The organism is Hymenobacter koreensis (genome assembly GCF_039541855.1).
Classification (GTDB): domain Bacteria; phylum Bacteroidota; class Bacteroidia; order Cytophagales; family Hymenobacteraceae; genus Solirubrum; species Solirubrum koreensis.
Window position 1 is genome coordinate 454,956 of record NZ_BAABHA010000004.1, and the last position, 24,349, is coordinate 479,304.

20 protein-coding genes are annotated in these 24,349 nt (G+C 59.7%); 4 read left to right on the forward strand and 16 right to left on the reverse strand.

Features of this window, described 5'->3' with window-relative positions; translation table 11 throughout:
* Window positions 1-68: 68 nt before the first annotated feature.
* From ftsZ to mraZ, 14 genes are all read right to left on the reverse strand, one after another.
* A complete protein-coding gene (gene ftsZ / locus ABD903_RS10765; protein WP_345224063.1) occupies window positions 69-1,619 on the reverse strand; it encodes a cell division protein FtsZ in 1,551 nt (516 codons plus the stop codon).
* 122 nt (window positions 1,620-1,741) lie between these two features.
* Window positions 1,742-3,103: a cell division protein FtsA gene (gene ftsA / locus ABD903_RS10770; RefSeq protein WP_345224065.1), complete on the reverse strand. Its 1,362-nt coding sequence runs from the start codon at window positions 3,101-3,103 to the stop codon at window positions 1,742-1,744.
* A 94-nt stretch (window positions 3,104-3,197) separates the two neighbouring features.
* Window positions 3,198-3,908 carry a cell division protein FtsQ/DivIB gene (locus ABD903_RS10775; RefSeq protein ID WP_345224067.1) on the reverse strand — a complete coding sequence of 237 codons (711 nt, stop codon included), beginning with the start codon at window positions 3,906-3,908 and terminating at the stop codon, window positions 3,198-3,200.
* Window positions 3,909-3,945: 37 nt separating this feature from the next.
* Window positions 3,946-5,406 carry a UDP-N-acetylmuramate--L-alanine ligase gene (gene murC / locus ABD903_RS10780; RefSeq protein ID WP_345224069.1) on the reverse strand — a complete coding sequence of 487 codons (1,461 nt, stop codon included), beginning with the start codon at window positions 5,404-5,406 and terminating at the stop codon, window positions 3,946-3,948.
* On the reverse strand, window positions 5,403-6,557 hold the full coding sequence (gene murG / locus ABD903_RS10785; protein ID WP_345224071.1) for an undecaprenyldiphospho-muramoylpentapeptide beta-N-acetylglucosaminyltransferase: 1,155 nt from the start codon (window positions 6,555-6,557) through the stop codon (window positions 5,403-5,405). Before murG ends, murC begins: the two co-directional genes overlap by 4 nt.
* Before the next feature lie 48 nt (window positions 6,558-6,605).
* Complete coding sequence (locus ABD903_RS10790; protein WP_345224073.1) at window positions 6,606-7,787, reverse strand: FtsW/RodA/SpoVE family cell cycle protein; 1,182 nt, start codon at window positions 7,785-7,787, stop codon at window positions 6,606-6,608.
* A gap of 27 nt (window positions 7,788-7,814) precedes the next feature.
* The gene (locus tag ABD903_RS10795) at window positions 7,815-8,132 is read right to left on the reverse strand and encodes a hypothetical protein (RefSeq protein WP_345224075.1); all 318 of its coding nucleotides are present in this window, start codon (window positions 8,130-8,132) and stop codon (window positions 7,815-7,817) included.
* 27 nt (window positions 8,133-8,159) lie between these two features.
* Entirely contained in the window at window positions 8,160-9,536 is a 1,377-nt protein-coding gene (gene murD, locus ABD903_RS10800) for a UDP-N-acetylmuramoyl-L-alanine--D-glutamate ligase (RefSeq protein WP_345224077.1), read from the reverse strand.
* 3 nt (window positions 9,537-9,539) lie between these two features.
* The gene (gene mraY / locus ABD903_RS10805; protein WP_345224078.1) at window positions 9,540-10,760 is read right to left on the reverse strand and encodes a phospho-N-acetylmuramoyl-pentapeptide-transferase; all 1,221 of its coding nucleotides are present in this window, start codon (window positions 10,758-10,760) and stop codon (window positions 9,540-9,542) included.
* A gap of 99 nt (window positions 10,761-10,859) precedes the next feature.
* Window positions 10,860-12,350, reverse strand: a complete 1,491-nt coding sequence (locus ABD903_RS10810; protein WP_425555454.1) for a UDP-N-acetylmuramoyl-L-alanyl-D-glutamate--2,6-diaminopimelate ligase — start codon at window positions 12,348-12,350, stop codon at window positions 10,860-10,862.
* A 35-nt stretch (window positions 12,351-12,385) separates the two neighbouring features.
* On the reverse strand, window positions 12,386-14,719 hold the full coding sequence (locus tag ABD903_RS10815; RefSeq protein WP_345224080.1) for a penicillin-binding transpeptidase domain-containing protein: 2,334 nt from the start codon (window positions 14,717-14,719) through the stop codon (window positions 12,386-12,388).
* A 3-nt stretch (window positions 14,720-14,722) separates the two neighbouring features.
* Entirely contained in the window at window positions 14,723-15,472 is a 750-nt protein-coding gene (locus ABD903_RS10820; RefSeq protein ID WP_345224082.1) for an FtsL-like putative cell division protein, read from the reverse strand.
* Window positions 15,462-16,418, reverse strand: coding sequence for a 16S rRNA (cytosine(1402)-N(4))-methyltransferase RsmH (gene rsmH, locus ABD903_RS10825; protein ID WP_345224084.1), 957 nt, complete (start codon window positions 16,416-16,418; stop codon window positions 15,462-15,464). Before rsmH ends, ABD903_RS10820 begins: the two co-directional genes overlap by 11 nt.
* Window positions 16,419-16,420: 2 nt before the next feature.
* Window positions 16,421-16,897 carry a division/cell wall cluster transcriptional repressor MraZ gene (mraZ, locus tag ABD903_RS10830; RefSeq protein ID WP_345224086.1) on the reverse strand — a complete coding sequence of 159 codons (477 nt, stop codon included), beginning with the start codon at window positions 16,895-16,897 and terminating at the stop codon, window positions 16,421-16,423.
* Between the two features lie 297 nt (window positions 16,898-17,194).
* Here mraZ and ABD903_RS10835 point away from each other — a divergent pair, with 297 nt between their 5' ends.
* The 3 genes from ABD903_RS10835 to ABD903_RS10845 all read left to right on the forward strand — a co-directional run bounded on the left by ABD903_RS10835 (window position 17,195) and on the right by ABD903_RS10845 (window position 20,533).
* Window positions 17,195-17,650 carry an HYC_CC_PP family protein gene (locus tag ABD903_RS10835; protein ID WP_345224087.1) on the forward strand — a complete coding sequence of 152 codons (456 nt, stop codon included), beginning with the start codon at window positions 17,195-17,197 and terminating at the stop codon, window positions 17,648-17,650.
* A 112-nt stretch (window positions 17,651-17,762) separates the two neighbouring features.
* Window positions 17,763-20,099, forward strand: coding sequence for a TonB-dependent receptor (locus ABD903_RS10840; RefSeq protein ID WP_345224089.1), 2,337 nt, complete (start codon window positions 17,763-17,765; stop codon window positions 20,097-20,099).
* 56 nt (window positions 20,100-20,155) lie between these two features.
* Window positions 20,156-20,533, forward strand: a complete 378-nt coding sequence (locus ABD903_RS10845; RefSeq protein ID WP_345224090.1) for a heavy-metal-associated domain-containing protein — start codon at window positions 20,156-20,158, stop codon at window positions 20,531-20,533.
* 72 nt (window positions 20,534-20,605) lie between these two features.
* On the opposite strand, the gene ABD903_RS10850 is transcribed toward ABD903_RS10845, so the two are convergent.
* Window positions 20,606-21,163, reverse strand: a complete 558-nt coding sequence (locus ABD903_RS10850; protein WP_345224092.1) for a hypothetical protein — start codon at window positions 21,161-21,163, stop codon at window positions 20,606-20,608.
* Window positions 21,164-21,428: 265 nt separating this feature from the next.
* Between ABD903_RS10850 and ABD903_RS10855 the strand changes: the two genes are divergently transcribed.
* The gene (locus tag ABD903_RS10855; protein WP_345224094.1) at window positions 21,429-22,157 is read left to right on the forward strand and encodes a LytR/AlgR family response regulator transcription factor; all 729 of its coding nucleotides are present in this window, start codon (window positions 21,429-21,431) and stop codon (window positions 22,155-22,157) included.
* Here ABD903_RS10855 and ABD903_RS10860 read toward each other — a convergent pair.
* A complete protein-coding gene (locus ABD903_RS10860; RefSeq protein WP_345224096.1) occupies window positions 22,138-24,249 on the reverse strand; it encodes a tetratricopeptide repeat-containing sensor histidine kinase in 2,112 nt (703 codons plus the stop codon). The two genes, ABD903_RS10855 and ABD903_RS10860, sit on opposite strands and share 20 nt — an antisense overlap.
* Window positions 24,250-24,349: the final 100 nt, after the last annotated feature.

Consider the following 24,349-nt stretch of genomic DNA (forward strand, 5'->3'; position numbering starts at 1 on the left):
CTAGAAAAAAGAAAAGACCCCATCTGCACATGCAGACGGGGTCTTTGCTTAATCGGCAGACGAGCTGCTTAGTCCACGTTATCGTGCAGGAAGCGGTTGTCGCCGAGCAGTTCGTTGTCATCTGAGAGGTTAAAGCGCGAGATGTTGCGCTCCGACGAAGGCTGCACGTTTTCCAGTTTCACCTGGCGGCGCAGGTAAGCCGGCACTTCCAGCTGCTCTTTCACCGCATCGTTCGACAAACCATTACTCAGGTCCATCAACCGACGGCGGCGCTCCTCAGCACGGGCATCCAGTGCCTGGCGCGACTGCGTAGGCGCGATGGGAGCCTGGTGCACTACCTGCGGCTCCGGTGCGGGCGACGGGGGGAATACAGTTGGCGGTACGAACGGCGAAGCCGACTGCTCCAGCTCGTACGTGACTTTGGGTGCTTCGGGCATCGGCGCCGGCGTTACCACCGGGCCAGCCACCACGGGCGGATACTCAACCGCAGCCACGGGAGCAGCTACCACCACCGGACCGGCCACTACCGGCTGCGGCGTAACTGGGCCCTGACGGTCTTTGTCGAACAGATTGATCTGCGGATCGGCCGTTACTACCGGTGCAGCTTCGGGTTCCTGGTCTTTCAGCACGAAGGGCTGCGTGATGCTGTGACCTTCGTGGGCGAAACCCGTGGCAATAACCGTTACCCGAATGCTCTGGCCCAGCGTGGGGTCGATGCCGTGACCGAAAATCACTTCGGCGTCCTGACCGGCTTTGTCCTGGATGTACTCCGTAATTTCCGTGAGTTCGTCCATTTCCAGCTCGGCTTGGTCACCCGACATGATGGAGAGCAGAATTTTCTGCGCGCCGTGAATATCGGTGTTGTTGAGCAACGGCGAAGCCAAGGACTCTTCGGCAGCGCGGCGGGCGCGGCTTTCGCCCTCGGTAATGGCCGAGCCCATAACGGCGGCACCCGAGTCCTTCATGACGGTTTTCACGTCTTCAAAGTCCACGTTCACATCGGCAGTCACGGTAATGATTTCGGCGATGGATTTGGCGGCGGTGCTCAGCACGTTGTCGGCCTTGGCGAAAGCCGAGCGGATGGGCAGGTTGCCGTACATCTCGCGCAGCTTGTCGTTGAGGATAACCAGCACCGTATCGCAGTTCTCGCTCAGGTCACGAATGCCCTGCTCGGCCTGCTGGCGCTTGCGGCGGCCCTCAAACATGAACGGCGCCGTTACAATACCCACGGTAAGAATACCGAGTTCCTTGGCCACTTTGGCAATAACCGGTGCTGCACCGGTGCCCGTACCACCGCCCATACCGGCTGTGATGAACACCATCTTAGTACCGTTGCTGAGCAGCTCGCGAATTTGCTCGCGGCTCTCGATAGCGGCCTGCTTGCCCCGTTCGGGGTTTGCTCCGGCCCCGAGGCCCTCGGTAAGGTCCACTCCTATCTGCAGCCGGTTAGGCACGGTGCTGCTTTGCAACGCCTGCTTGTCGGTGTTGCAAATGATGAACTCCACGTCCTTGATGCCTTGGGCGAACATGTGGTTCACGGCGTTGGAGCCGCCGCCGCCCACGCCAATCACCTTGATGATGGACTTGCCCTGGGGCGTAATATCGAATTTGAAATCCATGTGGTCGAGCTGTTAGCTGTTGGCTGTTAGCGGTTAGCTTCTTGTGCTGGCTTTTAACTATCGGCCGTTTGTTTCGCTAAGTTCCGAAACTAACAGCTAATAGCTAAAAGCTAACAGCTTGCCTAGTACTGTTTGTCGTCGAAATCGTCAATGAGCAGGCCCTTCGTACGCGTCAGGATGTCGCGGAAGAAGTTGCCGGCCGCCGAGGGCTTCTTGGGTTGCGCCGGCTGCTGTTGGGCCGGGCCAGAAGTGGTTTGCGTGGAACGAGCCGGAGCTTCGTTGGCACGTACCGAGGGTTGCTCGTCGTGATGCAGGCGCATGCCCCGCTCGTCGAGGGAGCGGTAGCCGGCCAGCACGAGGCCCACCGTGGTAGCGTACATGGGCGACTTAACCGCCTCGATGCGCGACTTACCCAAGTGCTCGTTCGGGTAACCAATGCGCGTGTCCATGCCCATGATGTACTCGGTGAGCTGCACCAGGTTCTGAAGCTGCGCGCCACCGCCCGTCAGCACAATCCCGGCGGCCAGGCTCTTGTCGTAGCCCGTGCGCTGAATCTCGGCGTACACCAGCTCCAGGATTTCCTCCATCCGGGCCTCAATGATGTAGGCCAGGTTTTTCAGGCTGATTTCCTTGGGAGCCCGGTCGCGCAGGCCCGGAATGCTCACGATTTCGTATTCCGAGGCCTCTTCGGCTATGGCTTTGCCGAACTTGGTCTTCAGTTGCTCGGCCTGGTTTTGCATCACCAGGCAGCCCTGCTTAATATCAGAAGTAATGATGTTACCACCGAAGGGCAGCACCGCCGCGTGACGAATGATGCCATCTTTGAAAATGGCCAGGTCGGTAGTACCGCCGCCAATATCAATCAGGGCTACACCGGCTTCCTTCTCTTCGTCGCTCAGCACCGACATGCTGGACGCTAGCGGCTCCAGAATCAGGTTGTCGATTTCCAGTCCGGCCTTGGTAACACACTTGTGGATGTTATTAATGGCCGTGCTTTGGGCGGTAATGATGTGGAAGTTGCCTTCCAAACGCACGCCCGACATGCCCACCGGGTCCATGATATTTTCCTCGTAATCCACCTTGTAATCCTGGGGCATTACGTGAATAATTTCGGAGCCGGGCGGAGTTACCAGCCGGTACATATCGTTGGTCAAGCGGCTCACGTCGTCGTGCGTGATTTCGCTATCGGCCGAGGCGCGGGTAATCGAGCCGTTGTGTTGCAACGACTTAATATGTTGACCGGCAATGCCCACATTGACAATGCCGATATTAATTCCGGACTGTTCTTCGGCCTGGCGAATGGCGCGTTTAATAGCGTCTACGGTCTTGTCGATATTGGAAACAATACCACGCACCACGCCTTCGGACACGGCTTTACCCATGCCCAGTATTTCGAGTTTGCCAAACTCATTTTTGCGGCCCACCAAGGCGCAGATTTTGGTGGTACCAATGTCGAGGCCGACTACAATCTTATCGTGCTGCATGGGAAGTTGAGGCTGGCGGGGGTAATGCGGTGTGTGCGTTGTGATGGAGTATGCAGGCCGAAAGGCCGGTAAATCAGGTGATTTAACGGCGCCGTTATTCGCAAATTATCTGGTTCTCGAATTCCACATTCACGCGGTGGTACGTGTCCCATCCGAGTGCTGGCGGAATTTGGCGGTAAAATACCATGAGTTTCGCAAATTTCTCCGAAATATTCTCAGGAAATCCAAATTCAACTCGCTGGTCTCCTACTTGCTGCGTGAAAATTAATTTCCCCTTGGGCGAAATAAATACTTCCGCTACCTGCGCATGCCAAAAAGGATGCTCGTCTATATAGCGCAGAAAATCCAAATACCGGCGGCCGGTTGAGTCCTGAAAAAATTCGGCTTCAAGGGGTTGCCCGTTCAGTTTGGTAATAGGCACCACGCGGGCCGAATACAATGCTGACAGTGGCAGAGCCTGCCCGTTGGCATCGAGGTATTCGTCCTGCCGCGAATCGGAATGAGCGAGGCGGGCAATGGGGCGGTTCTGGCGCACATCGGCGTGCAGGTTGCCGGCTAGGTCGCGGTACACCTGGGCGTCGCGTACGAAAGGGTGTGTTTCGAGTCGCCGCTCCAGCGTCCGCAGATCTAAGTTCTGCGGATTTGCGCCCACCAGGCGCTGGTTGCCGTTACGCGTGAGCAGGCTCGTCACTTGCTGTTCGCTGATGAAAAAGTTATTGAATTCGTTGCCGATGGTGACGATAACACGCCTAACTGGGCGCTGCGCCTGCCGCACCGCAGCAAACACCGACAAGCCAGAAAGCATCAGAATGCTTCCGACAATGAAAAGTACATTTTTTGCCTTACGCTTCAGCGCCATACCACTTCCGGTGCAAGATTTTTTTCAATTCCGGGACGAGTTGGTCGATGTCTCCGGCCCCTACGGTAGCCAGCACATCGAAGTTGTCGTCGGACGCTGCGGTTTCCAGCACGCGTTCTTTGCTGAGCAAAGCCGTGCGCGGGGCCGTTAGCTGATGCAGAATGAGTTCCGACGAAACGCCCTCAATGGGTAATTCGCGGGCCGGGTAGATATCCAGTAAAAAAACTTCGTCGGCCAAGCTTAGGCTTTCGGCAAAACCGGCCACGAAGTCGCGGGTGCGGGTGTAGAGGTGTGGCTGAAAAATAACGCGCAGCCGCTTGCCAGGGTACAGCGCCCGCACGGAACGCAGAAACGCATCGATTTCGCGCGGGTGATGAGCGTAGTCGTCGAGGTAGGCGTGGTCGGCGCCCTGGGTCACCACAAACTCGAAGCGCCGCTTCACGCCGCGGTAAGCCGCTACGGCATCGGCCAGCTTTTCAGTTGACAGGCCTACTGCCTGCGCGGCGGCGGCAGCGGCCAGCATATTCTCCACGTTGTGGAAACCCGGGACGGCCAACTCCAGCCCCGGCACAGTGCCTTGCGGCCCGTGCAGCGTGAAATGAAACTGATGACCTTGAGGCTTCAACTCCGAAGCGTGCAGTTCCGGGCCTTGCTCCGCTGTGAGACCATAATGCATTACGCGCACGCCGGGCTGCACCGCATCGGCCAGGGTTTGGTCGGCGGTATGGTTGAGCAGCAGCGTACCTCCAGGCTTGATCTGCCCAACGAACTGCCGGAACGATTCCACCAGCGCCGATTGCTCGCCATAAATATCCAGGTGGTCGGCGTCGGTGCTGGTCACGATGGCCACATCGGGGTGCAGGGTCAAGAAGCTGCGGTCGTACTCGTCGGCTTCCACCACTATGGGCACTTCGGCAGTTGTCAGGGGCGAGTTGGCCGTTGCCAGTTCTTCCTGCGTCGGAGGCAGGAGCATGTTGGAGCCCAGGTTCACTGAGATGCCGCCCAGAAATGCTCCGGCCGGTACACCGGCATGATGCAGCAGATGCGCCACCATGCTGCTGGTGGTGGTTTTGCCGTGGGTGCCGGCCACGGCCACAGTGCGGCGGCCGGCCGTAAGCAAGCCCAGCACTTGGCTGCGCTTCCGAATGTCGTAATTCTGCTCCTGCAGCCACGCCCATTCCTGGTGGTTTTTCGGAATGGCGGGCGTGAGAACTACCAGCGTCTTTTCCTTATTCTCGCGCACTTCGGGCGCAATGTGCTCCACCGCGTCGGCGTAATGCACCTGAATGCCTTCGGCTTCCAGCGCTTCGGTCAGGGGCGTGCGGGTTTTGTCGTAGCCCCATACCCGGTGGCCGTTGGCGCGAAACCAACGCGCCAGCGCCGACATACCAATGCCGCCAATGCCGAGGAAGTAGACGTAGGGAAACTGCGCTACCGGATTCATCGAACGGAGGCCGCTTGGCGGCGTTGAATAAGCACTTCGAGCTGGTCCACAATGTCGCGGGTAGCATCGGGGCGGGCCAGCGGGCGAATGTTCTGCTGAAGCTTTTGCTGCTGCTCTTTATCGGTCAGCAGGGCCAATGCCACGTCGTACAGCTTCTGCGCTGCTTCAGCGTCTGACACCTGTAGGGCTGCACCGCGCGTGGAAAGGGCCAGCGCGTTTTTGGTCTGATGGTCTTCGGCTACGTTGGGCGAGGGAACCAACACACAGGGCTTGCCCGTCAGGCACAACTCCGATACGGACAAGGCACCAGCACGGCTGATGACCACATCGGCGGCGGCGTAAGCCAGATCCATACGGCGAATGAACTCGTGGGCATACAGGTTGTCGGCCGCGAAGGGTGCGGCTTGTTCTTGGGCGGTTGGGTAATACAACTTACCGGTTTGCCAAAGCAACTGAACGCCGGCTTCTTTCAAGCGTGTTAAAGCTGCAGCCGTGGCTTGGTTGAGCGTGCGGGCACCAAGGCTACCGCCTACTACCAACAGCACAGGGCGTGTCGGGTCAAGATTAAAGAACTGAAGCGCTTCGGTCCGGTCGCCGTCAGCAATTTCGGCACGCACGGGGTTGCCGGTGATGGTGAGCTTATCGGCGGGAAAGAACTTCTCCATGCCTTCGTAAGCCACGCACACGCGGTCGACGCGGCGAGCCAGCAGCTTGTTTACGAGGCCAGCATACGAGTTTTGCTCCTGAATCAGCGCCGGAATAGCGCGCGAAGTAGCAGCCAGCAACACCGGGGCCGAGGCATAGCCACCCACGCCCACCACGGCATCGGGCCGGAAAGTTTCGAGCAGCTCGCCGGCTTTCCGTACCGAGCGGAACACCTTTAGCGGGAAGAGCAGGTTTTCGGGCGTGAGCCGGCGCTGCAGACCGGAAATATTCAGGCCCACAATGCGGTAGCCGGCTTCGGGCACGCGCGTCATTTCCATGCGGCCGTTGGCACCCACAAACAGGATGTCGGCATCGGGGCGGCGGCGACGTAGCTCGTTGGCAATGGCCACGGCCGGAAAAATATGCCCGCCCGTGCCCCCGCCGCTAATCACGACGCGGCAGCTGGCTTGGAGGTTTGGCTCGATATGGTGGGCCTGGTCGGGCATTGGTTCTAATCTACTGTTGGTATTCGTGCTGCGGTGAGCCGAATTGGATTAAGCGTAAGCGGCTTGTTTGGGAATGCGCGGCGCATCGTCGGGTTCACCGGCCATGGGGCGTATTTCTCGCTCTCCGCGACTCACGCTCAGGATAATCCCGATGCTGATGCCGGTGAAAATGAGTGAGGTACCGCCCATGCTCAGCATCGGCAGCGGCAAACCGGTAATGGGACCGAGACCTACGGCTACGCCCATGTTTACCATGGCTTGTAGCACTAAACTGAAGCTCAGGCCCGCCGAAAGCAGGCCGCCGAAGGCCCCGTAACTTCGCATTACGGTGAGCAGACCGCGGTACAGGAAGGCGAGGTAAAGGAAGAGCACTGCGACACCGCCGGCCATACCGTATTCCTCGATGATGATGGCGTAGATAAAGTCGGAATACGGGTGGGGCAGAATATTGCGCTCGGTGCTGTTGCCGGGGCCTTTGCCTACGGGGCCGCCGCTGGCAATGGCAATCATGGAGTGCTCCAACTGGAACGGCAGCGGCTTTGATTTGTCGGTAAACGATTCAATACGCTTCTGCACCGTGCCCCAGCGCTGGCCCAGCGTGAGGGCCACGCCGCCCAGCGTTACGCCAATGAGGATGGTGAGCAGGATGTACTTCATGGGCACCCGGCCAATGAACATCAGCAGCAAGCAGGTGAAGAACAGCAGCAGCGCCGTGGAAGCGTTCGACAGAATGATAATGCCGCAGATAACGCCCACCCACAGCAGCACGGGCAGCAGCGTGGTGCGAAAGTTTTCGATGTACTGCTGCCGGCGGCTCAGCATGGATGCCAAGTGCGAAATCAGCGCCAGCTTGGCCAAGTCAGAGGGCTGGAAGGTTTGGTTGATAACGGGAATCGTCAGCCAGCGCGAGGCGTCGTTCACCGTGGTGCCGCCCACGAAGTAGGTGAAAATCAGCAGCGGCACCGAAATCAGGAGGGCGTAGAGCGACAGGCGCGAGTAGTGCCGGTAGTCGATGCGGTGGGCCAGCCACGCGAAGAACAACCCTACCCCAATCAGGCCGGTGTGCTTGATGAGGAAGTACTCGGTGTTGCCGCCCATCTTCTTGTAAGCCAGCGTGCCCGTAGCCGAGTACACCACCGCAATGGAGATAAACGAAAACAGCAGCACGATGCCCCACAAGACGGGGTCCCCTTTCAGGTTCTTCTCCAGCCAGATTTTAACGGGTTCCATGGGTGTGTTTCGTTTAAACTGCTTCTGCTATTCTTCTTCCGACAAATTCCAAGTAAGCTTCAATTGCCCATCGGAGCTGTACTCAACCTGGTCGGCAGCCTGCTCCAACGCGTCCCAAACCTGGTTCCGGTATTGGAGGATGTCCTCCAGGTGCTCTGTCCACGCGGGGTGGTTAAGCACCAAGTTATCAGCTTCCGGCAGCGCACAGTCCAGCACCTTTCTTAGGGCAAAGACAGTCTGTAGCTGGCGTGCTCCTGCCTTCTTCAGCGCGGCCACAATAGCCCCCGGCTCCAGTCCGGAGTCAGCGAGTTGCTGGGCATATTCGACGAAGGCAGTCGTTGACATGATGAAATGGGCTGGTGGCTATTACAGTTATTTCAGCGTCAGACTCTCTACCGCTTGGGCAAATTGCCGGCCGCGGTCCTCGTAGTTCTTGAACAGGTCGAAGGAGGCGCAGGCGGGTGAGAGCAGCACCACATCGCCGGGCGCGGCTAGCTCCTGGGCGCGGCGCACGGCTTCCACCACCGATTGCGTTTCCTCTAGCTGCGGCACTTTGCTTTCGAAGGCGGTACGCAGTTTGGTGTTGTCTACGCCGAGGCAGATGAGGGCCTTTACTTTCTGCTCGGCCAGCGGCTGCAGCGTGGTGTAATCGTTGCCTTTGTCGGTGCCGCCGGCAATCCAGACGATGGGCGCCTTCACGCCATCCAGCGCAAACCAGGCGGCCTCCACGTTGGTAGCCTTGGAATCGTTGATAAAGCGCACGCCACCGATGTCGCCCACGGGCTGCAGGCGGTGGTCGGCGTTCCGGAAGGTGGGCAGCGCAGCTTCAATCTGCTCTACCGTTACGCCAGCCACGCGGGCGGCGAGAATGGCAGCGGCCAGGTTCTGGCGGTTGTGCTGACCGATAAGAGGCGAACGGCTGATGTCTACTTCCTCGGGCTCGTCCTGCACTTCCGGCACTTCCAGGCGCAGTACGCTTTCGGAGCGGTACAAGGCCGCGCACCGTACATGAGGCTGCGTTTGCAGGCTAAACGGTAGGTCGTTGGTATCCACGAACACCGATTGGTACTCGCGCTGAATTACCTCGTCGTCGGCGTTGTACACGAAGTAGCTACTGCTGTCCAGGTTTCGGGTGAGGCGCAGCTTGGACTGGGCGTACTTTTCCAGCGAGTAATCGTACCGGTCGAGGTGGTCGGGTGTGATGTTGAGCAACACCGCCACGGTTGGCGTGTAGTCGTGGGTGTCGTCGAGCTGAAAGGAGCTTAGCTCCAGCACGTACCAGTCATGCTCATCGGCAATTACCTGCTCGGCGAAGGAATAACCCACGTTACCGGCCAGGCCCACGTTAAAGCCAGCTTCCTTCAGCAAGTGGTAAGTGAGCAGCGTGGTGGTGGTTTTGCCGTTGGTGCCGGTAATGCCAATGCTTTGGGCCTTGGTGTAGCGGCTGGCCAGGTCGATTTCGGAAATAACTGAAATGCCCTTGGCGCGAATGGCCTGCATGATTTCGGCTTTTTCCGGAATACCAGGACTTTTCACTACCTCATCGGCACGCAGGATTTCCTCCATCGAGTGGGCACCTTCTTCGTACCGAATGCCAGCCTTTTCCAGCTTCTCCTTGTAAACCGGCTTCAGCACGCCGCCGTCGGACACGAGTACGTCGTACCCTTTAACCTTGGCAAGCAAGGCCGCCCCCACCCCACTCTCGCCGGCGCCCAGCACCACTAGTTTTTTGCCTTCCGTAGCGTTCATGGCTTAGCGCAGCTTAAGGGTTACGAGGGTAATAACGGCCAGCATGATGCCCACAATCCAGAACCGCGACACGATTTTGGACTCGTGGTAACCCAGTTTCTGGTAGTGGTGGTGCAGCGGCGACATGCGCAGCAAACGGCGGCCTTCGCCGTACTTGCGGCGGGTGTATTTGAAGTAGCTCACCTGCACGATTACCGACAGGTTCTCGATCAGAAACACTCCGCAGAGCACCGGAATCAGCAGCTCCTTGCGCACAATGAGGGCCAACACAGCAATAATACCGCCGATGGCCAACGAGCCAGTGTCGCCCATGAATACCTGCGCCGGGTACGAGTTGTACCACAAAAACCCGATGCAGGCTCCCACAAAAGCGGTACAGAAGATTACCAGCTCGCCCACATTCGGAATGAACATGATGTCGAGGTAGTCGGCCAGCACGGCGTTACCCGAAACGAAGGCAAAAATGGCCAGCGTAAGCCCAATGATGGCCGAAGTGCCGGCCGCCAGCCCGTCGAGGCCGTCGGTGATGTTCGCGCCGTTCGATACCGCCGTGATGATGAAAATCACGATGGGAATGTAGAAGAAGGCGTAGTACTCGTTGAAAAACGAGCCGGCGTTGGCAAACAGGTCGCCGTAGTTCAGCTCGTTGTTTTTGGCGAAGGGAATTGTGGTAATCATCAGCTTCACGTCCTGGTACACCTTGCTGGCGTCCACGGCCGAAAACTGGCCGTTGGGCAGCAGGTACTGGCGCACGGTAACGTCGTGGCTGAAAAACAGCACCCAGCCCACCGTGAGCCCCAAACCAATCTGGCCCAGCATCTTAAACCGCCCGGCCAAACCTTCCTTGTCCTTCTTTACGACTTTGATGTAGTCATCAATGAACCCGATCAGCCCCAACCACACCGTGGACAGGATCATCAGAATGATGTAGGTGTTGTCGAGCTTGGCGAAGAGCAGCGTGGGCACCAGAATGGCCAGCAGAATGATCAGGCCGCCCATGGTGGGAGTACCTTTCTTCTCCATTTGTCCCTGCAGGCCCAAGTCGCGGATGCCTTCCCCGATTTGCTTGCGCTGCAAAATGGCAATCAGCCGTTTACCAAACAGCTGCGCAATAATGAGCGACGTAACCACGGCCAAAGCGGCCCGAAACGAGGTGTATTGGAACACCCCGGTGCCGGGAACGTTGTAGTGGCGGTGCAAAAAATCAAAGAAGTAATACAGCATCAGTCAGGCAGCCGGTTCAGTGCGTTGTAAAAGGCAAAGTTTCGGCTTTTTGGGGTCAGGTCAAACGTTGTGTTTTCGGTGTTTTTTGTGTTTGTCGGCTTACAGACTCAGCAGTTCAAAAGCTTCTTTCAGCACTTCACGGTCGTCGAACGGGCTGCGCTGCCCCTGAACTTCCTGGTAGGTTTCGTGGCCTTTGCCAGCTACCAGCACAATGTCGCCGGGGCGAGCCAGGGCGCAGGCGGTCTTAATGGCTTCGCGGCGGTCGGGAATCATCAGGCTTTTGCCCGCATCGGTGGGGCGCACGCCGGCTTGCATCTGGCGCAGAATCTCATTGGGGTCTTCGAAGCGCGGATTGTCGGAGGTAAGCACGGCGCGGTCCGACAGGCGGGCGGCCAGTTCGGCCATCACGGGGCGCTTGGCGGCGTCGCGGTTGCCGCCGCAGCCCACTACGGTAATCACGTTCTGCTCGGGCCGGCGGATATCGGCAATGGTTTGCAGCACGTTTTCCAGCGCGTCGGGCGTGTGGGCGTAGTCCACAATGCCGGTCACGCGCTTGCGCGGCGACACAATGGGCTCGAAGCGGCCCGGCGCCGAGGTCAGTCCCGACAACACGGTGAGGGTTTCCTCCGCGTCTTCGCCCAGAAGCGTGGCGGCACCGTACACGGCCAGCAGATTGTAGGCATTGAACACGCCAATCAAGCGAAACTGCACTTCCCGGTCGTCTACTTCCAGCTGCAAACCCTCTACCCCGTTTTCCACCAAGCGGCCGCGCACCGTGGCCTGGCCGCGCATGGAGTAGTTGGCTTTGCGGGCCTTGGTGTTTTGCAGCATCACCGCGCCGCGCTTGTCATCGGCGTTGGTGAGGGCGAAGGCCGATTTCGGCAACATATCGAAGAAGCCCTTTTTGGCCTTCAGGTAGTTGTCGAAAGTGCCGTGGTAGTCGAGGTGGTCGTGGCTGAGGTTGGTGAAGATACCGCCCGCAAAGTGCAGGCCCGTGACGCGGTGCTGCGCCACGGCGTGCGAGCTGACCTCCATAAAGGCGTGGGTGCAGCGCTGCGTTACCATGCGCGCCAGCAGCTCGTTCAGCCGAATGGCATCGGGTGTGGTGTGGGTGGCCGGTATTACTTCGCTACCGATCTGGTTTTGCACCGTGGAAAGCAAGCCGCATTTGTAGCCGCGCTCGGTGAACAGCTTGTGCAGCAGCGTAGCCACGGTGGTTTTGCCGTTGGTACCGGTTACGCCTACCAGTTGCAGTTTCTTGGATGGGTGCCCATAAAAGGCGGCAGCCATGTGACCCATAGCCTCGGCGCTGTCTTGCACCAGCAAATAGGTCACCTGCGCGTTCAGCTCGAAAGGGGGTTCTTCGCACACCACTACGGCGGCGCCCTGTTCCACGGCTTTCGGAATGAATTGGTGCCCATCGGCCTGCACGCCACGCAAAGCGAAGAAAACCATACCCGGGGCTGCCTGCCGCGAATCAAGCGTCAGGCCGCTGATAGTAGCGTCGGCGGGGCCTTGCTGCTCGCGCACGGTTACGGCGGCCAGCAGGTCGGAAAGGCGGTGCGTAGGGGCGGATTGCTGCGGAGTCAAGGGCAAAAAGTCTGCGAGAAAGTCAAAGAAGGAAACTAGGCGCGGCGGCCCGATTTCGATTTCGGGGCCGGTTGCGCGGCGGCCGATTTCGGTTTAGCGGGCTTCTGGCCCGGGAACAGCGCCTGCTCCGGCCGCGCAATGGGTTGGCCCGAGGGCGACACCGGCTCGGGAATTACCGTGGGTTCGGGCGCTACGCTGGGTTTGGGCGGCGCGTAAGGCAATACCGGCACGGCGGCTTTGGCCACCACGGTAGGATCTTGCAGTTCCAGCATAACCACGGCGCCGCGTTGCACCGGCATGCCTACCGGCAACGACTGCCGCGAAACCCGTCCCATGCCAATGGTGCGCACGTGCAAACCGCGGTTTTCGAGCAGGAACAGTGCGTCGCGGCGGGTGAGGCCGGTTACATCGGGCATGCGGCCGCGGCGGTCGGCCACGGGTTTCCAGCGTACGGCACTGCCTTGCGTATCGGCGCGCACCCAGTCTTCGGCGCCGGCCGGGTGGTTGCTCACGCCGAGGCGGTTGCACACGAGCAGCAACTCATCCTGCAAGCCGGCGTGGGCCGAGGGCACCAGGGTTTTATTGGGCGTACGGGCCAGCAAGGGGCGCTGGCTGGCTTGGTCGCGGGCCATGGCTTTGTCGGCCACTTCGCGGAATACCGGGGCGGCTACGTCGGCGCCGTAAATGCGGCCGTTCTTGGGCGAGTCCACCACCACAATACAGCTGTACTTGGGCCGGTCGGCCGGGAAGTAGCCGCAGAAGCTGGTGGAGTAGGTTTTGGTGTAGCGGCCGTTCTTGAATTTCCAGGCCGTGCCGGTTTTACCCGCAATGGAGTAATCGGGCGTGCGAATACCGCGGGCCGTGCCGTGTTCCACCACGCCTTCCATCATGGCGCGCAGCTTGGCCACGGTGGCTTCGGAGCAGATTTGGGGGTTCAGCACTTTCGTCTCGAAACGCTCCAGTACCTTATCGGCCTGCTTGATTTCCTTCACAATCATGGGCTGCACCTTCACGCCGCCGTTGGCCACGGCGTTGTAAAAGGCCAGGGTTTGCAGCGGGGCAAGCTTCAGCTCGTAGCCGATGCTCATGGTGCTGAGCGAGGTGCGGCTCCAGGAACGGTCGTTGGGGTCTTTCACGTAGGGCTTGGCCTCACCCGACATCTGGAAGCCCAGCGGCTGATGCAAGCCAAACTTCTTGAGGTAGTCGGTGTACTTGCTGGGTTCAGCGGTGAAATGGTCGTTCACCAACTTGGCCACGCCAATGTTCGAGGACTTCTCAAACACCTGCTGCACCGAAATGCGGCCGTACGGGTGCGAATCGGTTTTCACGGCGCCGGCAATTTTCATGGAGCCCGAGCGGCCGGTATTCACCGTGTCGTTCAGGTCCAGATCGGGGTTGTCCTCAAACAAGGCCATCATGGAGGCCAGTTTAAAGGTCGAGCCCGGCTCGGTACGGCCCTGGTCGGCAATGGCGTAGTTGTAATCCTCACGGTACTCGCCGTCGGCCACTTTGCCCAGGTTGGCTACGGCCTTGATTTCGCCGGTTTTTACCTCCATCAAAATCACCGTGCCGTACTGCGCGTTGTTGTCGATGAGGCTGCGGAGCAAGGCATTTTCGGCTACGTCCTGCAGGTTAATGTCGAGCGTGGTCTTGATGTCGTAACCAGCCAGGGGCTTCACTTCGGAGCCGTCGTACACGGGCTTGAGGCCGCCGGGCAGGCGCTCGAACAGCGCCTCGCCGTCTTTACCGGCCAGTTGGCCATTAAATGTGTATTCCAGACCGGCGCCGTGCTGCTCCTCGTTCACGAAGCCAATGGTGCGTTGCGCCAGCCCGCCAAACGGCCGGAATCGTTTGTCCACTTTCTCGAAAATGACGCCGCCCTTGTTCTTGCCGGCCCGGAAAATGGGCCAGGTAGCCAGCAGCTTTTTCTCCTGGAAGTTGATTTGCCGCGAGTTTAGGCGCAGGTAGCGCACCTGCGGCTTGGCGTTGTAGGCGTTTTTGAGTTTGCGGCGGTAGTCCTGCACGCTTCGGTCGCCAAAAAAGCGCGACAACTCAATGGCCAACGAATCAACGTGGCTTTCGAACGTTTCCTTGCTCACCACCGAAGGGTCCCAGGCCACCCGGAAAAAGGGCAGCGAGGTAGCCATAATGCTTTCGTTATCGGAGAAAATGTTGCCCCGCGTGGCGCGCACCGGCTGGTACACAATGCGGCGCTCCTGCTCCAGGGCCCGCCACTTCTCCCCTTCCACGTACTGAATGCGCTGAATTTTCCAGACGATAGCGCACGAAAACAGGAGCACGCCCAAAAAGGCGAGCCGCACTCGGGTTACAATGGATTTTTTAACGCTGCCCTGCTTCATCGTGGCCATCGGCTAGTTGCTGCGCTTGGTGGAGGTGGCGGAAGAATTCTTGGCGCCCTTCTTGGCGGCGGGTTTTGCAGTGGAGGTGCTGGTTTTCTTAGCCGCTACGCCCGACTTGCTGCCGCTTTTGGCGGCCCGTGCGGCGTTGGCTTCCTTGCGCTCCTGCACTTTCGCCAGGGAATCGGTGCGCATGAAAACCGCGGTAGCCGAATCGGCGGAAGCTACGCGGGCCACGGCCAGCGAGTCGCTGGTTTGCAGCGGCATGCGCGCCAGTTCCTCCTCGTCCAGTTCGCCGGCCGGAATGGTAATGCGGAACGGCGGCGAGGAACTTTCCATCAGACCATAGGCGGCCACTTTGCGGGCTACCTCGCTCTGCTTGCTGGCCTCCATGTAGTCCGACTTCAAAGTGGTGTAGTCGGCGCGCAGGTCTTCGGTTTCGGTTTTCAGCTTCTGAATGCTGCGGTTCATGCGGGCCGCGTAGTGCGTGTTACCGATGTAGAGCAGAATCAAGAGCATCACGAACAGGATGTGCGGCAGAAAACGCACGGGCACGCCGTCGCGGAACAGCCCGTCCATGCGCATCACGCTTTCCATCAGCGAGAAAATGCTCCACGACGACTGCTTCCGCGGCTTACGGGGCTTTTCCGGCTCGGGCGCGGCCTGCGGTTCCGTAGCCTGCGGCTGCGGTTCGGGCGGGGCTACTTCGCGCGGCGTGTTTTGGCGTGCGGCCCCCGCGGGCGGACGTAGGGTGTTAACGGCCATCGGGTTTCGCGTCTAAAGTGTTGCGTTCGGCCACTCGCAGCTTTGCCGAACGAGCCCGGTTGTTGAGCTTCAGCTCTTCCTCGGAAGCCGTTACCGGCTTGCGCGTTACCGATTCAAAAGGCCGCTGCACGTTGCCAAACAGATCCTTCTCGGCCTCACCGAAGAACTTGCCCTGACCGATGTAGTTCTTCACCAGCCGGTCCTCCAGGGAATGGTACGACATAACCACCAGCCGTCCGCCCGGCCGCAGCACCTGCGCCGTTTGCGTGAGCAAGGCCTGTAGCACGCCCATTTCATCGTTCACTTCCAGCCGCAGTGCCTGAAAGACCTGCGCTAAATACTTGTTTTCCTTGCCGCGCGCCACGCAGCTCTGGATGGCCTTTTTCAGGTCGGCAATAGTCTCAATAGCCTGCGCATTGCGCGCCTGTACCAGCGTGCGGGCCAGGGTGCGGGCGTTGGTTACCTCGCCGTACATACCAAAAATGCGGTGCAGCTCGGCCTCCGAGTACTGTGCCACCACATCGGCAGCCGACTGGCCCTCCTCGGGGTTCATGCGCATGTCCAGCGGCCCGTCGAAGCGGGTGGAGAAACCGCGCTCAGGGGTATCGAATTGGTGCGAGGAAACGCCCAAATCGGCCAATAAGCCGTCTACGCCGCGTACGTTGCGGTTTTCAAGTTCGGCGTGCAACTGACTGAAGTTGGCGCGAATGAAGGTAAACCGGTCGCCGAAGGGCCCGCGGATGAGCTTTTGGGCTTGCTCCTCGGCATCAGCATCCTGATCGAAGGCGTAGAGGTGGCCCTTCGGGCCGAGCTGTTCCAGAATAGCTGCCGAGTGGCCACCGCCACCAAAGGTGACGTCCACGTAGCGGCCATCGGGGCGCAGTTGCAGCGCTTCCAGGCATTCGGCCAGCATTACGGGCCGGTGGTAGGAAGTATCGGGCGCCATGCTCATGCGGCCTGGGTCGCCCCAGCGGACGGTGTTTCGGTGGTCAAAAACTTCTGGGCCAGTTTAGAGAAGCTCTGCTGGTCTTTAATCAGGTATTCGTCGTAGCGCGTGGGGTCCCAGATTTCGCAGCGGTTGCCCAAGCCCACGATGATGGCCTCCTTCTCGATACCGGCGTAGCGGCGCATAGAACCCGGCAAGCCAAAGCGGCCGATGGAATCGAATTCGACTTCCGTCATGCCCCGGAAAAAGTTGCGCTGAAACTGCCGGTACTCTTCGTTGAATTCGTCCAGCGCCATCACCTTGTCGTGAATAACGGCCCAGGCAGCACGCGGGTACAGCACCAGGCAGGGCTCGAAGCCCCGGACCAAAATAAGCTGATTGCCGGAGCCTTCCGGCAAGTTACCTTTGACCTTAGCCGGCAGCACAAGTCGCCCCTTCGGGTCAAGCTTGCAGTCGTATTCGCCGGAGAGCAGGTGCATGGTCAAAAGGATCAGCCGAGGGAGGTAGGCACAGGGTCGGTAAGCAAAAGTACGCAACCTGCCTCAAAAGGTCACCACCTTTTACCATTTTCTACCACCTTTAAAAACGGCCTTCTGAATGAACTGAGGCCGATTTTTTAGCACTTTACTAGTCGGGTGGGAAAAAGGTGGTAGAACCAACTCAGGGTTTGACAAAATGGCAGCAGCAGAAATAGTCGCCTGCTACAACCATACCATGCACGGTTTCGAGCTTAATTCTGTACTCGCCCGTTGCCATTCCTGACATATCTTTGCCTCGTGAAAAAGCACTCGTTGGTTGTACGCCTGTTCAGCTTGTGGCTGGCCCTGCTGGTACTCACCGCATCGGTGGGCCTCACGGTGCAGCAGCATACCTGCAACCTCAGCGGCAAGACGCAACGGGCGGTAGTGCTTACGCCGCATCACGGTTGTGCGCAGCCTGCAACCAAAGCTGGCGCGTGCAAGCAAACCGCAGCCAAAGCAGCTGCCGCTGACGATGAGTGCTGCGAATTCAGTGCCGACCACAAAAAAGTAGACCCGCCGGCCAGCGGCCACTTTGCAAAGGTTGCTTTACCCACTCTGGTGGCCATCGTGCCCGCGCCGGCGGTGTGGTCGCCTGCCCCCGCGCCGGTGTTAGCGGCCTCAAACCAGCTTGTGCTGCATGCCGCCGACGCCTCGCCACCGCCCCGAGCGGGCCGGGCTTTGCTGGCGTTTGTGTGTACGCTCGTCGTCTAGGTTAAACTCTTTCCTGCGCAGCTTCCTGGGTTCTTCGTCCGGAAGCGTGCTGCATTGCGTGCGCCCAATTGGGCTACGCTTTCCTTCGAAAGAGCTTTAACTTACTGACCCCATGCAATCTTTTCATTCGGGCCGCGTAGCCGGCTGGCTGCCACTGCTAGCTTTTAGCGGCTTGTGGACCAGCCCCTTAACGGCCTGGTCCCAATCGGCTACGGCTCCCGTACGCGGCGAGATAACCGACGCCGCTAGCCGCGCACCACTGCCCGGCGCCGTGGTGCGCTGGCTGGGCACCAATGCCGCAGGCACTACCGATGCCAAGGGCATTTTTGCCCTCCCCCGCCCGGTCACAGCCACCGATGGCCGCCTGATTATCAACGCCCTTGGCTACCGGGCCGATACCGTAGCCGCCGCGGCCTACGTGCGCGTGGCTCTGCGTGGCACCTCTGAACTGCAGGAAGTGAAAGTGGAAGGCCGGGCCCTGAGCTATTCGGCCCTTACGCCCACCCACACGCAGGTTATCAGCAGCCAGGACCTCACCAAGTCGGCCTGCTGCAACCTGGCCGAAAGCTTCGAAACCAATGCTTCGGTGGAAGTTTCGACCTCCGATGCGGCTTCCGGCGCCAAGCAGATTCAGCTGCTGGGCCTCGATGGGGCTTACTCGCTGCTGACGGTGGACAACCTGCCGGCCCTGCGCGGTCTGAGCACGCCTTACCGCCTCAACTACCTGGCCGGCCCCTGGATCGAGGGCATCGACATCATTAAGGGCATGGGCTCGGTGGTGAACGGCTACGAGTCGATTTCGGGGCAGGTGAACGTGCGCCTGAAGGACCCGGACCAGACCGACCAGCTACTGCTGAACGCGTACGTGAACGACTTCGGCAAATACGACGTGAACGTGAATACCTCGGCGCGCTTCACGCCTAAGCTGAGCACGGCGCTACTGCTGCACGCCGACCACCTGGGCAACCGCATCGACCGTAACGGCGACGGTTTCCTGGATTTGCCGCTGGCTACGCAGTACAACTTGCTGAACAAGTGGAAGTACAAATCGGGCACGGCGTGGGTGAGCGAGCTGGCAGTGGGTGCCCTGCGCGAAACGCGCCAGGGCGGCCAGGTCGGTTTCCGTAGCGGCGAGGCTGGCAATCCTGGCTACGGCATCACGCAGGAAACGAACCGCTATACGGCGTACAGCAAAACCTCTTACACCTGGCCTACCAAGCCCTACCAAAGCCTGGGTTTGCTGCTGTCGGGCACCAGCCACCAGTTTAAATCGGCCTACGGCGGCAGCGAGTACGGCGTGCCGTTTGAAGTCATAAATCAGCACCATAACACGCTACGCCCCCAACGCCAGTACGACGGCAACCAGCAAACTGGCCTGGCCACGCTGCTGTTTCAAAGCGCCATTGGCAACACCTCGCACGTGTACCGCCTGGGTGCCAGCTACCAGTACGATGCCTACGAGGAGTTTTTGCGCACCGGCTACCGCGCCGAAACGCCCGAACAGCAACGCCAGCGCGAGCGGCGTGCCCGCACCGAAAGCGTGCCCGGCGCCTTTGCCGAATACACCTACCAGAACGCGCGCAACCTAACCCTGGTGGCCGGGGCCCGCGCCGATTACCACAACCTCTACGGCTGGTTTCTGACGCCGCGCCTGAACCTGAAGTACGACGCTACGGCCAATACCATTGCGCGCCTGGCCGCCGGCCGCGGTTACCGCGTAGCCAACCCCATTGCCGAAAACGCGGGTATGCTCGTGAGCAGCCGACAGTTCGCCCTCGACCCCAACCTGCAGCCCGAGCGGGCCTGGAACGTGGGCGGCAGCCTCACGCAGTATTTCCGGGTGGCGGGGCGGCAAGCCACCTTCGTGGCCGATTATTACCATACCGTGTTCCAGAACCAGGTGGTAGCCGATCCTTTCGCGTCGAGTAGTGCCCTGCTCTTTAGCAACCTGAACGGCCGCTCGTTTTCGCGCAGCTTCCAGGCCGAAGTGCAGGTAGAGCCGGTAAAAGGCCTGCAAGCCAAGGCGGCTTACAAATGGCTGGACGTGCGCACCTCCTACGAAACCGGATTGTTGCCCCGGCCGCTCGTACCCAAAAACCGCCTGTTTGGCAACATAAGCTACGCCACCGCTTTCGACAAGTGGCGTGCCGACCTCACGGTGCAGGGCTACGGCCGCCGCATTTTCACCCACGGCCAGGGGCATGAGTCGCACAGCGCGGGGCAGGTGCTTAGCTACAGCCCGCGCTTTGCCTTGCTCAATACCCAGCTTACCCGGGCGTTCAAGCGTTTGGACGTGTACGTAGGCGTAGAAAACCTCACCGATTACCGCCAGCGCAACCCCATTGAAGGGGCCGCTACACCGTTCGGCCCTAATTTTGATGCGGCCATGAACTGGGGCCCGGTCTACGGGCGTTTAACCTACGTGGGCGTACGTTTTCGCTTGGAATAGCGCGTTTATTGACCGCATTTCTCCTTACCTCAACTTTCTCTTTTTACCTTTTCCCAATGAAATTTCTCCGCATTCTGACCTTTGCTTTCGGTGCCTTGTTTTCGGCCCACGTAACCCAAGCCCAGGAAGCCGCTCCCAAAGCCAAAACCGCCGCCGAGCAGGTTCAAATCAAGACCTCAGCGGTGTGCGACATGTGCAAAACGCGCCTCGAAAAAGCCATGGCCTACGAAAAGGGTGTGCAGTCGGCGGTGCTTGATGTACCCACGCAGATGCTCACGGTGCAGTACCGCGCCGGCAAAACCACCCCCGACGCACTGCGGGCGGCCGTGGCAGCCACCGGCTACGATGCCGACCAGCAAACCGCCAACGCCAAGGCGTACGACCGGCTGCCGGAATGCTGCAAGAAAACCAACGCCATTCACGGCGCCGACTAGTTATTCCGCCTCCCCTTCTGCCATCATTCGGGCCGTTTCGCCACCGCGGAACGGCCCGTTTTGCGTATTACCCTACGCCAGCGCCCTCCGGCTCCCTTGCACTTCAAACTCCAGACTCATACTCAGCGACATGGCCTTAACCAAGCGTCGCCGGAGCGTACCCGATAGCTCAACGGTGAACCAATCGGTCAGAAGGTAATCGAGCAAATTGACGTTGCTGTTCACCTCCATGTTAACGAAGGAACGCCGGAGGTGCTGCCGCCCAAATGAGGCAACGGGCACCTTTACATCGGCGGCGGTAATGAAGCAGTGGCCTTCTTCTAACACCATCAGAGAAGGTTGGTGACGTCGGGCCGTGCAAGGAGCGTCTTCGAGCAATTGCAGCCGCGCGGCCTGAAGCTTAACCCCGGCAACATGGGCCTGATTGAGGCCGCGCAACAGCGGCAAGGACCCCGGCAAGGTTGTCTCGGCGAGGTATACCAAGTCCAAGGTCGGGTCGATGCGCAGCTCGACGGTTCGGGTACTGCTAACTTCGGGTGGGGGTGCCAGACACTTCTGGTACTGGGCAAGGGTTAGCGAGACGCCTAGCACGAGCGGCGGGCCAACCACAGTGGGGGAAGCTTGATACATAGCGGGCAGGTGTGTTAAGAGGGCAGAAACAAGAAGTTTGGCCGTGCTGGCAAACTTCTTGTAACGCGTTCAGGGCAGGAACACATTGGAAATAAGATAAGATATACTGTAAACGATATCAGTAATAAGTATAGCAACGCCGCCTCCGGGTAGACCGAAGCCCCGCTTTGGTAGGTCGACGTGCGGCGTTAATTACACCCGCCGATTACCACCCTAATCGATATTACATTTATATTCACCCCGCTTGTGTTGTAGGTACTCCCGTATGAAGATTACTTGTTTGCTTCTTGATGACGATCCGCTGGTGCTGGATTTGTTGCAGGCCTACGTGGCCATGACCGACATTCTGGACGTGAAGGCCGTTTTTACCGATCCGCTCGAAGCCCATAGCTACCTGCTCGAAAACGAGGTACAAGTACTGTTTTCCGATGTTACCATGCCCCACCTCTCGGGCCTGGACCTGGTGCGCTCCTTGCGCCAACCGCCGCTGGTGGTGCTCATGACGGCCCACCCCCAGTACGCTATGGAGGGTTTTAACCTCGATGTCATTGACTTCCTGCTGAAGCCCATTTCACTGGACCGTTTCCTGAAAGCAGTGAACAAGGTGGCGGGCCTACTACGGCCGGTAGTACCCGAATTCAACGAAAACACGGCCAGTGCTGGCTCGTTCTTCATCCGGACCGATGCGCAGTTTGTGCGCCTGATGTATCGCGAGGTGCTTTACATCGAAGCCCTGAAGGATTTCACCAAAATTAATACCACCGACGGCCGGACGCACCTGACGCTGGTTAACCTGAAGAACCTGGAGGAGCAGCTGCCGCCCGGCCTGTTTGTGCGCACCCACCGCTCCTACCTGGTTAACGCCACCCAAATTGAGTCGGTGAATAACCAGGAAGTGCGCGTGGGCGGCCACGCACTACCGCTGGGCCAAACGTACCGGGAGCAGGTTACCGAGCGCATCGTTAACCGCACGCTTATTCGGCGCCAACACTAGCCCGTTGCCCCGGTGTAGGCGCTGCGCCGGGTAGTTCCCTTTCCGTTGGGTTGGTGCGAACCACCTCGGTTTGCGGCAGGTCGAGTGCCTTTAGCGTGAACCGGAAGGTGCTGCCGCGTCCCGGCTCACTCGAAAACCAGATGTGGCCCCCGTTGCGCTGCACAAAGTCGAGGCACAGGCGCAGGCCCAGCCCTACCCCTTTCTCGCGGGCGGTGCCCAACGTTGAGTGCGGCTCGGCTTCACCGAAAATCTTGCCCTGATCGGCGGCAGCAATGCCCACGCCGGTGTCGCGGATACTTACTTCCCAGGCAGGCCCTTGCCGTATGGCCGATACCCACACCGTGCCGCCCGCCGGCGTGAATTTGATGGCGTTACTGAGCAGGTTGCGCACTATTAGGCGGGTCATGTTGAGGTCGGCGCGGGCGTAGCACGGTTCGCCCACGCAGTTAATCACCTCTATTTCCTTTCGCTCGGCGTCGCCCAACAGCAGCGCTACGCACTCTTCCACCACGGCGTGCAGGCGCACGGTTTCGGGGCGCACGGTGGTGCCTTTCATTTGCGTGGCGGCCCAATTCAGCAGGTTATCCAGCAGGTGCAGAGTGGTGTCGAGGGTGCGGGTGAGGCGTTCAGAGTGAGCCGCCAAACGCTCGGCAGGCAAAGAGCCTATGCGCAGCAAAGCCAGTAGCGAATACAAGGAGCTAAGCGGGCTGCGCAGGTCGTGCGAAATAACCGAGAACAAAGTGTCTTTGGTCCGATTCAGGCGGTCGAGCTCTTCTTTCTGCCGACTGATGGCCGCGTTCTTGCGCTGTAGTAGCCGGTTTACCCGGCGCTGCTCGGTTCGGCCCTTTACCAAAGCCACCACCACCAGAAACAATAGCAAGGAGCCAGCCGCCAGCACGTTTCGCGCCAGCCCCTGTCTACGCAGCTGGGCTTCCTGTATTTCGCGGTCCTTGGTGAGCAGCGCTATTTCCCGCTCCTTCTTTTCGGTTTCGTAGCGGGTGCGGAGTTCCTCCACCTGCGCGGCGCGCTGCTCAGCTGCTGAGCTGTCCTGCAAACCCACATAGCGGGTAAGGGCTTGTAGTGCCTGCGCATGCTGGCCTTGCTTGCCGTACAGCCCAGCCAGAGAGCGGTAGTCTTTACTTATCTCACTGATGCTTCCATTATGGCGCGCATACGGTAAAGCACGCCGTAAGCTTCGCGCCGCCGCCGCCGGGTTGCCCAGGGAATCGTAGGCGGCAGCTAAAGCTCGGTGGGCGGTAGCTTGCAAAGCGGGCGACGGATTGCGGCGCGGCACGAACTCCAGGGCTTGGGTGTAAAAGCCAAGGGCTACATCGTGGTTTCCCACGGCAGCATACACGTCGCCGGTACTTAGCAGAACGTGCCCAACGCCTATACTGTCGGCCAGTTGCTTTGCCTGTTGGGTGCCCAAACGCAGGTAATACAGCGCGCGGCTGAAGTGCTTTTGGGCGAAGTGCATGCGGCCAATGGCGTGCAAGGCTACCGCTGCCCGGCGCGGGTCGCCCACGCGCTGCCACTCGCCGTAGGCGCGCTCGTAGCTATACTGCGCCTGGGCCCAGGCCTGCTCGCTGGCGTACAAGTCGCCCAAATGCTCGTAGGCTTGGGCCTGCCCGCTTGCACTGCCTTGCTTTTTCTCGTGGCGCAACAAGCGCAGAAACGTTTGCCGGGCCTGTCCGGTGTCGCCCTGCGCATATTGCACCCGCCCGACCAGACGCAACGTGCGCAACTGTTCGGCTACTTGGTTGGTACGTTGATACAGCTGCTGAGCTTGGCGGCCGTGCTGTAAGGCCTGATCGTAGCGGCGCAACTCAAACAGGGCCTCGGCCACGCCGGTGTGGGCTCGGGCGGCCTGCGCGGGCGCAGCGCCACTCAAATACTGCAGTTGCTGTTGCGCCCTCTGCAATTTCTCAGCCGGATTAGCCGATGGCGCAACCGGTATGGTGCGGTACTGCCAGGACGTTGGCGGGGCACTATTCGTCTGCCCAACGGCACCTCCACAACCGGCCAGCCACAGCATGCCTCCCAAGCCAAACTGGCCAAAAGCACGGGCAGCACGGGTGCGCAGCGTTTTCATGGGTGTGGTAAGGCCGCGCAAGCAAGTCGGCGGCTCTGCTTGCGCTTGGTTTACCCCAAAATAAGAAGAATGACGGTGCCAAGCGCATTCGCGCTCAGCA